The organism is Sphingobium abikonense NBRC 16140 (assembly GCF_001598335.1).
In the GTDB taxonomy this organism is placed as follows: domain Bacteria; phylum Pseudomonadota; class Alphaproteobacteria; order Sphingomonadales; family Sphingomonadaceae; genus Sphingobium; species Sphingobium abikonense.
This window is the reverse complement of record NZ_BCYT01000033.1, coordinates 1-8,353: the sequence shown is the minus strand read 5'-3', so window position 1 is coordinate 8,353 and position 8,353 is coordinate 1. Positions and strand designations below refer to the sequence as shown.

Genomic DNA, 8,353 nt, shown 5'->3' with positions numbered 1-8,353 from the left:
CGGCCCCATCGGTGCGGCCAGCGTCATCAAGCAGTATGTTCAGGTCTATCGCCACTTCTTCGCCTGGCTTGGCGATGATGCGCCGGAGGTGACCGGCGTCAACGACCTGCGCGCAGTCCATATCGATGGCTTTGCGTCCGCGCTCGAACGGCGTGGGATGGGCGCGATCCACCGGCACATAACGGTCGGCAAGGTCATCAACACGCTGCGCGCGATCGAGGCAGACCGGCCCGATCGGATCGCGCCCGACCTGCATGAGCGGCTGCGCTACACGCTGGCCACTTCGGCGGGCCGCTCGACCCCGCGCGATGCCTATAGCCCCTTCGTCGCCCGCGCGCTGCGCGACGCCGCGAGGGCCGATATCGAAGCGATGCTTCGCCGCCTCGGCGCCGACGACCGCACTGATGAGGGCGACCCTGTCGTCGCCAGGGCGCGCGCCGATGTCGAAGCGATCATCGCGCGGCAGGGCTTTATCGTCGCAGACCAGCCCGCGCTGAAGCGCCTCTATTTCATGCGCATGCGGCGCGGATTGCCGATCAGCACGCTCATCGACGACCTGCATGGCCGCCATCATCTGCTCGCGCGCGATCTGCCGGCGCTGCTCGTGCTGCTCACGCTCGATACCGGCCTCGAGCCGGAGTGCCTGAAGACGCTGACCGTGGATTGTCTCACCAACCCGCATGCCGGCACGGTGGAGCTGCGCTATCTGAAGCGCCGCGCCCGCGGTGCCGAGCACAAGAGCATGCGGGTCCGCGATGGTGGTAGCGGCACACCCGGCGGCCTCATGCGTCGCCTGATCGACGTCACCGCCGTCGCACGCGAGCATCTGACCGACGATTGCCTCTGGCTCTATCACAACGTTGGCGGCCTTCGCGCCGGCATCGTCGATCCCAAGTTCCAACTCGCCGCCTGGGCTCGTCGCCATGGTATCGCCGGCGATGATGGGAAGCCGCTCCATCTGCTGCTTTCCCGGCTGCGCAAGACCCACAAGGCGTTATGGTACACCAAGACCGAGGGGCATATGGCCCGCTTCGCGGTCGGTCACACCCGCGAGGTTGCGGCGCGCCACTATGCCGATCTGCCGTCGCTCCGGCCGTTGCACGAGGCGGCCGTCGCCGATGCCTTCCGCGCAGCGGTCGCTGCGGCGATGCCGACCGTGCTTCCACCCACCGCCGAGCAGGCGCTGCGCGAAGCGCCCGAACAGGTCGCGTCGCTGATGTCGGCTGATACGGTGGGTCCGGTGCTCGACGGCGAACAGGATGTCTGGCTCGCCGCCTGCGCGGGCTTCCATAGCAGTCCTTTCGCCGAGCCCGGTTCGCCCTGCGCGCAGCCCTTCTGGGGCTGCCTCGATTGTCCCAACGCCGTCATCACCGCGCGCAAGCTCCCCGCGATCCTCGCCTTTCTCGCGTTCGTCGAAGAGCAGCGATGCAGCCTGCCGGCGAGCGACTGGGCCGCCAAGTTCGGCCGCGTCCACACCCGGATCACGGTCCAGGTCCTGCCGGTCTTCTCCGATGCCGTTATCGCCGAAGCGCGCCGGCAGATGGGGAGCGAACGGCTCTATCTGCCGCCGGAGGCACGCGCATGACCACGCCCGTCCATGCCCTCGTGCCCGCGTTCGACGATCGCCCTGTGCTGGCGAGCGCGCCGCTCAAGGCGGGCCATGCCCGCGAGGAGCTGTCGCACGTCGGCGACCCGACCTGGGATCTCGGTCCCGCCGTCTTCCGCGAGAACGCTCGGCGCTGCCACGTCACCGTGCATTTCGACGTGCTCGAACATGCCGATGTGCAGGCGGCAATGCGCGCCTATCTCTACGCCCGCCTCAACGTCGGTCTTCCCGGCTACCACCCGAAGCTGCCGCCCGCCAGCATCCGACAGGCATTCAACCGGGCTCGCCGGTTCTTCGCCTTCGCGCGCGAGCGGCTTGGGCGGCTCGACCTGGGCCGCATCGATCAGGCGCTGATCGACGCTTATGCGCGCCACCTGCGGGATGATTCAGCGCGGCGCCCCGTCATCGTCGGCCAGCTCTTGCAGGTGGTCACCGATCTCTACCATCTCCGGGATCACCTGCCTGGAGGCGGTTTCGGGTTCGAGCCGTGGGCCGGGCAAGCGGCTGCGCGCGTCGCCGGATATCGGCATGTGCGCGAGAACCGCACCCCACGCATGCCGGAGGAGATTGTCACGCCGCTGCTCGCCTGGTCGCTGCGCTATGTCACGACCTTCGCGACCGATATTCTGGCGGCTCGGGTCGCGCTCGATCGGCTCGAGGCAGTCCGCGCTCGGCTGCTCGCCGCCGAACGCGGACTGCCTGATGCAGAGCGCCGCCTGCGGCAGCGCGCGCGCCTCGAGCGCTATCTCGCGCGCCGAGCCCGGCAAGGACGCGGCGTGCCCATCTGGACGACGGCACACAACGGCGCCACGCGCATCGATCCCCTCACCGGGGATGCAACCCCGCCGATCAACGCCCATCTCCTCCATTTGCATGCCGGCATCGATGCCGTCGCCGAGCCGGCCATGCATCTCATGCTCACTACCGGCGCACCGGATGTCATTCGCGAAGCGGTTGCATCGCTTGGTACCGAGGTCGGCGGCATGGACACGCCGATCTCGATCGCTCCCGAGAGCGGTCGGCCATGGCGTGCCCGCTTCGACGTGAAGACCCTAGCGATCGAGGAGCGGATGCTGCAGGCCGCCGCCTATATCGTATGCGCCTATCTGACCGGCATGCGCGACTGCGAGGTCCAGGCGATGCGGCGCGGCTGCCTCTCGATCGCGCGCAGCGAAGACGGCCTGATCGAGCGGCAACGCGTCCGATCGACCCTCTACAAGCGCCGATCGAGCGCCGGTGAGTCGGCGAGCTGGGTGACGATCGAACCGGTGGCCGAGGCGATCACGGTGCTCGAACGGCTGTCGGAACACGCGGCACGGAAGACTGGAAGCGACACGCTCTGGCCGGTGCTTCGTCCCCGCGCTGTCACCAAGACGCATCTGTCGAGCGAGGTGGTCCGCCAGCTCAACGCCTTCCGCGACCACCTCAACACCGTCTTCGGCAGCCCCGATGCGCCGGTCATCCCACCCGGCCCCGATGGCAAGCCGTGGCGCATCACGACGCGGCAGTTCCGGCGCACCATCGCGTGGCACATCGCCAACCGTCCGTTCGGCACCATCGCCGGCATGATCCAGTACAAGCATGCCTCGGTCGCCGCTTTCGAGGGCTATGCCGGGACCAGTGGATCGGGGTTTCGCGCAGAGGTCGAGGCGCAGCGCCGGCTCGGTCAGATTGACGATCTGCTGGACTATTTCGACCGGCGGCAGGGCGGCGCATCACTCGGCGGACCGGCGGGACCACGCATCGCGCGGACCCTCGACGATGCCGCCGTTAAGCTCGGGCCACTGCCCGCCATGATCGCCGATCGGGCCCGCCTGCGCGTCATGCTCGCCAGCGTCGCGCGCACCTTCCATGTCGGCCCGCTCGCGGATTGCTTCTTCGATCCCGCGACCGCGCTCTGCCTCAAGCGCGTGACGACCCCCGATCCCGCGCAGCCGCTTACCGCCCTGTGCGAACCGACCCGCTGCCCCAACGCCTGCATCACCGCCCGCCACAGACCGGCCTGGGAACGTGCGGCGGCCGATGCCCGGGCGCACTTACGCGAACGGCGCATCTCCGACCTCCAGCGTCAGGCGCTCCAGCGCGAGCTTGATCGCCTGACCGCGGTGATTGCCGGGATCGACCCTCCCGCGCCGTAGACCACCCCGGCTGTTGGCGGAGTCCTGCGCCGGTCGGCGCGCCCGCGCAACGGCTTCGCCGTCCTTCGCTTCGCTGCGGCCCTGACGGGTGCGCGAGCCCCCCTGTGCCCGGCGCGAACGGGCCTCCGCCGCCGGGGATGGTCCCCGGCGCGAGAACGGAGAACATATCATGTCAGCCTCACCACGCTCAGACGTCTACGCTCGCGTCACGCAAGCGATCGTCGACGCCATCGAAGCCGGCACCGGCACCTGGCGCATGCCGTGGCATCATTTTGGCGCCGACGTCACCCGCCCGACCAACGTCGCCAGCGGCAAGCCCTATCGCGGCATAAATACGATCTCGCTCTGGGCGGCCGCCTATGGCAGCGGCTACGCGAGCGGGGTCTGGGGCACCTATCGCCAGTGGCAGGCGCTCGGCGCGCAGGTCCGCAAGGGCGAGCACGCCAGCCTCGGCGTCCTCTGGAAGGAGTTTCGCGCGAAGGGTGACGACGCCGGCGGCGATGACGACCATCGACGGCTTTTCGCCAAGGCGTTCAGCCTGTTCAACGCCGATCAGGTCGATGGCTACGCGCCCGAACCGGCGCCGGACCTGCCTGAGAGCGAACGCCTCGCCGCCGCCGAAGCCTTCATCGCCGCGCTCGGCATCGATACTGTCTACGGCTCGGCCAGCGCCTATTATCATATCGCCGAAGACCGCATTCACATGCCGGATTTCAGCGCCTTCCACGATGCCCACGGCTTCTACGCCACCCACATTCACGAAGCGGCTCATGCCAGTGGCGCAGCCCATCGGCTTGACCGGGATTTCAGCGCCAAGTGGACCAGGCACGCGCTCGCCATGGAGGAAGCGACCGCCGAACTGACCGCATCGTTCCTGCTCGCCGATCTTGGGATCGCGCACGAACCGCGACCCGATCATGCGGCCTACATCGCCTCCTGGCTGCAACTGCTCAAGGACGAGCCTCGGGCGATCTTCACCGCGGCGAGCAAGGCGCAGGCGGCAGCCGACTGGATGCACGCCCGACAGCCGTAATGCTCACGCGACCCGCACTTCGGCGCCAAGTGTGTCGAGCAGCGGACAGCCCGGATCCCGACCGGCATCGCAGGCGCGCACCGAGTCGGCCAGAACCCGTTCCATCCGCTTGAGGTCCGCGATCCGCGCGCGTACGTCCTTCAGGTGCGACGCCGCGAGCTCGCGCACCTCGGCGCAGGAGGCCTGACCGCCAACCGCGAGTCCGAGCAAGGCGCGTACCTCGTCCAGGGTAAAGCCCAGCTCCCTCGCGCGGCGCACGAAGCCCAGGCGAGCCACGTCCTCCCGGCCATAGCTGCGGTAGCGGCCCCGCCGCGGCGGAGCGGGCAGCAGCCCGATCCGCTCGTAATAGCGGATCGTCTCGATGTTGCATCCGGTGCGGCGTGAGAGTTCGCCGATCTGGATCGCGCCGGTTGCGGCCATCCCCAAAATACCTCTTGAGTCTGTAGTCGCTACAGATGTTAGGACAGCTCAATGCCCGCCACAAGGAGTCGCCCGTGACCCAGACGCCAAGCCCGCCTAAGGGGATCGGCACCGCCACGCTCACGCTGGCGGGGATCGCTGCGGCGTTCGGCGTCGCCGCCTGCTGTGCGCTGCCGATCCTCTTCGCATCCGCCGGGATCGGCGCAGCTTGGCTCGGCGGCGTGGCCATTGTCGCCGCGCCGTATCGCACGCCGCTTCTCCTCATTGGCGCATTGTGCCTGCTTGCCGGCGCGGCGCTGCTGTTGCGCCAGCAAGTTACGGCGGCGCGCTGTGGGCCGGGCGGCATATGCACGCCGCGCTGGATGCGTGTTCTCACGCTCATCGGATTGCTGCTCGGTGCGGCCCTGCTCTGGGCAGGCTATCGCTATGTCTGATGCCACCCCCGAGCTGCGCTCGACGCTGACCTGTCCCCACTGCGGTCATCGGGCGACGGAGACCATGCCGACCAATGCCTGCCAGTATTTCTACGACTGCCGGGGTTGCGGCGCGGTCCTCAAGCCCAAGCCGGGCGATTGCTGCGTCTATTGCTCCTACGGCGACGTGCCCTGTCCGCCGATCCAGGAGAGCGGCGGCAAGGCGTGCTGCGGCTGAGGAGGGCGGGCGATGGCGCGCGCATCATCCGCTGAAGCCGCCTTTGGATCGACGGTTACATTTCCCGGCGGTGCCGTTGTCCCGGACTGGAGCGCAGTCACAACACCCAGCGCCCGCGCAGCCCTGACGGCACTGTTCGCGGCGTTCATCGGTTCGAAGTGGCGCGGGATGGACGGCGTCGAGGAGCGGGTCCGGCGCGCCGTGCTTCAAGCCTATGCTGCCGATGGTCGCTCGCCGGTGCCGGCACAGATCGCCGCCGCATCGGGACTCCCCTCCGGCGAGGTCGGCTCGGCCCTGCAGCGGCTCGCCGGGCGCGATCTCGTGGTCCTCGACGGCGCGGGCCGGGTGACCGGCGCCTATCCGTTCACCGACGGCCCCAGCGAACATCAAGTCGAAGTCAGCGGAGTGACCATGAGCGCCATGTGCGCCATCGACGCGTTGGGGATCGGCGCCATGCTGGAGCGGGACTGCATGATCCGCTCGGCCTGCCGCCAGTGCCGGCGCACGCTCGCCATCCATACCCCCAGCCGCGGCCGCGAGCTGGAAGAGGTTGAGCCGGGCGCGATCGTCGTCTGGTCCGGCCGTCGCTATGCCAGTGGCTGCGCGGCATCGTCGCTCTGCACCTTGCAGGCCTTCTTCTGCGATGACGATCATCTGGCGGCCTGGTGCGCGAGCGGTCCGGTCGGAGCCGATGACGGCATTCGTCTGTGCCTGGCCGAAGCGCTCGAGGTTGGGCGCGCGATTTTTGCGCCGATGCGGATGGAGATGCGACCATGGCTTCCTACGACCTGATCGTCATCGGCAGTGGCACGGCAGCGCAGGTCGCGGTCGGCCGGGTCCGTGCCGCTGGATGGTCCGTCGCCGTCATCGATCACCGTCCGTTCGGCGGCACCTGTGCGCTGCGTGGCTGCGATCCCAAGAGGATGCTGGTCAGCGGCGAGGAAGCGATCGACGCGGCAAGGCGCATGGCCAGACATGGCGTCGACGGCACGCTGGCGATCGACTGGCCCGACCTGATGGCGTTCAAGCGGACCTTCACCGATCCGATCCCCGCCAAGCAGGCGCACCGCTACGCCGAGCTCGGTGTCGACGCATTACACGGTGTTGCTCGCTTTGCCGGCCCAGACACGATCGTGGTGGAAGGCCGGACATTGCGGGCCCGCCATATCCTGATCGCCAGCGGCGCGCGTCCAGTCCCGCTCGGCATTCCGGGCGAAGATCTGGTGAGCACAAGCGATGCGTTCCTGGAGCTTCAGGCCCTGCCGCGCCGGATCGTGCTGATCGGCGGCGGCTATGTCGCTGCGGAGTTCTCGCATCTGGCGGCCCGAGCGGGCGCAGAGGTCACCATCCTACAGCGGGCCGAGCGGCTCCTGCCGCACTTCGATCCCGACCTGGTGGGCTGGCTGACGCCCCGGTTCGAGGCGCTCGGCATCCGCGTCGAGACCGGTGCCACCGTTACCCGGGTCGAGCGCAGCGGGAGCGGTCTGCTGGTCCACGCCGAGCGCCAGGGCGAGCCTGATCTCAGCGTCGCCGCCGATCTCGTCGTTCATGCCGCCGGGCGCGGTCCTGACCTCAAGGCGCTCGACCTGTCCGCCGGCGAGGTGGCGGTGCAGGACGGGCGCCTGCAGCTCGACGCGCATCTGCGGAGCATTTCCAACCCGCGGGTCTATGCCGCCGGCGACGCTGCCGGAGTCGGGCCGCGGCTGACGCCGGTGTCCAGCCACGATGCCAAGGTAGTTGCCGCCAACCTCCTGGATGGCCCGACGCACCAGCCGGACTATCGCGGCGTGCCGAGCGTGGCCTTCACTCTGCCGCCGATCGCCGCCGTCGGACTGTCAGAGGAGGCGGCGCGCCGCGGCGGCGTCGCGCTCCGGGTCAACGCAGCCTCGACGCCAGACTGGTTCACCGCCCGCCGCCTCGCCGAGCCGGTCTACGGCCATAAGCTGCTGATCGACGAGGACACGGACCTCATCCTCGGCGCGCATCTCGTGGGGCCGAACGCCGACGAGGTAATCAACGTTTTCGGTCTGGCAATCCGCCACGGCCTCACCGCGGCCGATCTTCGCTCCACCATGTTCGCCTATCCGACCGGCGCCTCCGACGTCGGCTACATGCTGACTTAACGCACGAGCGCCACTGCCATGGCGGCCGATCCCTCGCGCGATCGGCCGCTTCGCGATGCATGTCGATGCGGGCTGTCGCCCGCCATTAAGCGGACGCCGCTTGCGCGGCGGCTCCGATTTTTTGGCCTCTCCCTCGATGCGGGAGTGGTCGGCGCTCCCTGCTAGGCCCGCCGCGGCGCGCTGCAAGCCTCGGCTTCGCCGGGCTGCTCCATTTCATTTCGCCCCTGCGGGTGCAGCCCGCCGCTTCAGCAGGCCTCTCCGGTCGCTCTCGCCGCCCACCCCCGCCTCGGGGGAGGCCATGGGGCTTTTGGGCAGTGCTGGAGGCAACCGATGGTTTTCACCTTCCAACCGCCATTTTGGGCTGGACTGTCAGGATATGTCG

Annotated in this window: 8 protein-coding genes; 7 read left to right on the top strand and 1 reads right to left on the bottom strand. The window is 68.8% G+C overall.

Annotated features, from left to right (window positions below; translation table 11 throughout):
* The 3 genes from SAB01S_RS18705 to SAB01S_RS17800 form a co-directional block, all read left to right on the top strand.
* Nucleotides 1–1,585, top strand: a 1,585-nt coding sequence (locus SAB01S_RS18705) for a hypothetical protein (RefSeq protein ID WP_062734666.1), incomplete at its 5' end; no start/stop codon positions are given.
* Nucleotides 1,582–3,744, top strand: a complete 2,163-nt coding sequence (locus tag SAB01S_RS17805) for a hypothetical protein (RefSeq protein ID WP_037466144.1) — start codon at nucleotides 1,582–1,584, stop codon at nucleotides 3,742–3,744. The genes SAB01S_RS18705 and SAB01S_RS17805, both read left to right, overlap by 4 nt.
* Before the next feature lie 169 nt (nucleotides 3,745–3,913).
* Nucleotides 3,914–4,777, top strand: coding sequence for an ArdC family protein (locus SAB01S_RS17800; protein WP_030538909.1), 864 nt, complete (start codon nucleotides 3,914–3,916; stop codon nucleotides 4,775–4,777).
* Nucleotides 4,778–4,780: 3 nt separating this feature from the next.
* Here the strand turns inward: SAB01S_RS17800 and SAB01S_RS17795 are convergent, their stop codons facing one another.
* Nucleotides 4,781–5,197 carry a MerR family transcriptional regulator gene (locus SAB01S_RS17795; RefSeq protein WP_016744720.1) on the bottom strand — a complete coding sequence of 139 codons (417 nt, stop codon included), beginning with the start codon at nucleotides 5,195–5,197 and terminating at the stop codon, nucleotides 4,781–4,783.
* 74 nt (nucleotides 5,198–5,271) lie between these two features.
* Between SAB01S_RS17795 and SAB01S_RS17790 the strand changes: the two genes are divergently transcribed.
* The 4 genes from SAB01S_RS17790 to SAB01S_RS17780 are packed head-to-tail and all read left to right on the top strand — an operon-like array spanning nucleotide 5,272 to nucleotide 7,971.
* Entirely contained in the window at nucleotides 5,272–5,631 is a 360-nt protein-coding gene (locus SAB01S_RS17790; protein WP_021224336.1) for a hypothetical protein, read from the top strand.
* Complete coding sequence (locus SAB01S_RS18330; protein WP_021224337.1) at nucleotides 5,624–5,848, top strand: GDCCVxC domain-containing (seleno)protein; 225 nt, start codon at nucleotides 5,624–5,626, stop codon at nucleotides 5,846–5,848. Before SAB01S_RS17790 ends, SAB01S_RS18330 begins: the two co-directional genes overlap by 8 nt.
* Nucleotides 5,849–5,860: 12 nt before the next feature.
* Nucleotides 5,861–6,640, top strand: coding sequence for an organomercurial lyase (locus tag SAB01S_RS17785; RefSeq protein ID WP_021224338.1), 780 nt, complete (start codon nucleotides 5,861–5,863; stop codon nucleotides 6,638–6,640).
* Nucleotides 6,622–7,971 carry a dihydrolipoyl dehydrogenase family protein gene (locus SAB01S_RS17780; RefSeq protein ID WP_016744716.1) on the top strand — a complete coding sequence of 450 codons (1,350 nt, stop codon included), beginning with the start codon at nucleotides 6,622–6,624 and terminating at the stop codon, nucleotides 7,969–7,971. The genes SAB01S_RS17785 and SAB01S_RS17780 overlap by 19 nt, the downstream gene beginning before the upstream one ends.
* The last annotated feature ends 382 nt before the right edge of the window (nucleotides 7,972–8,353 follow it).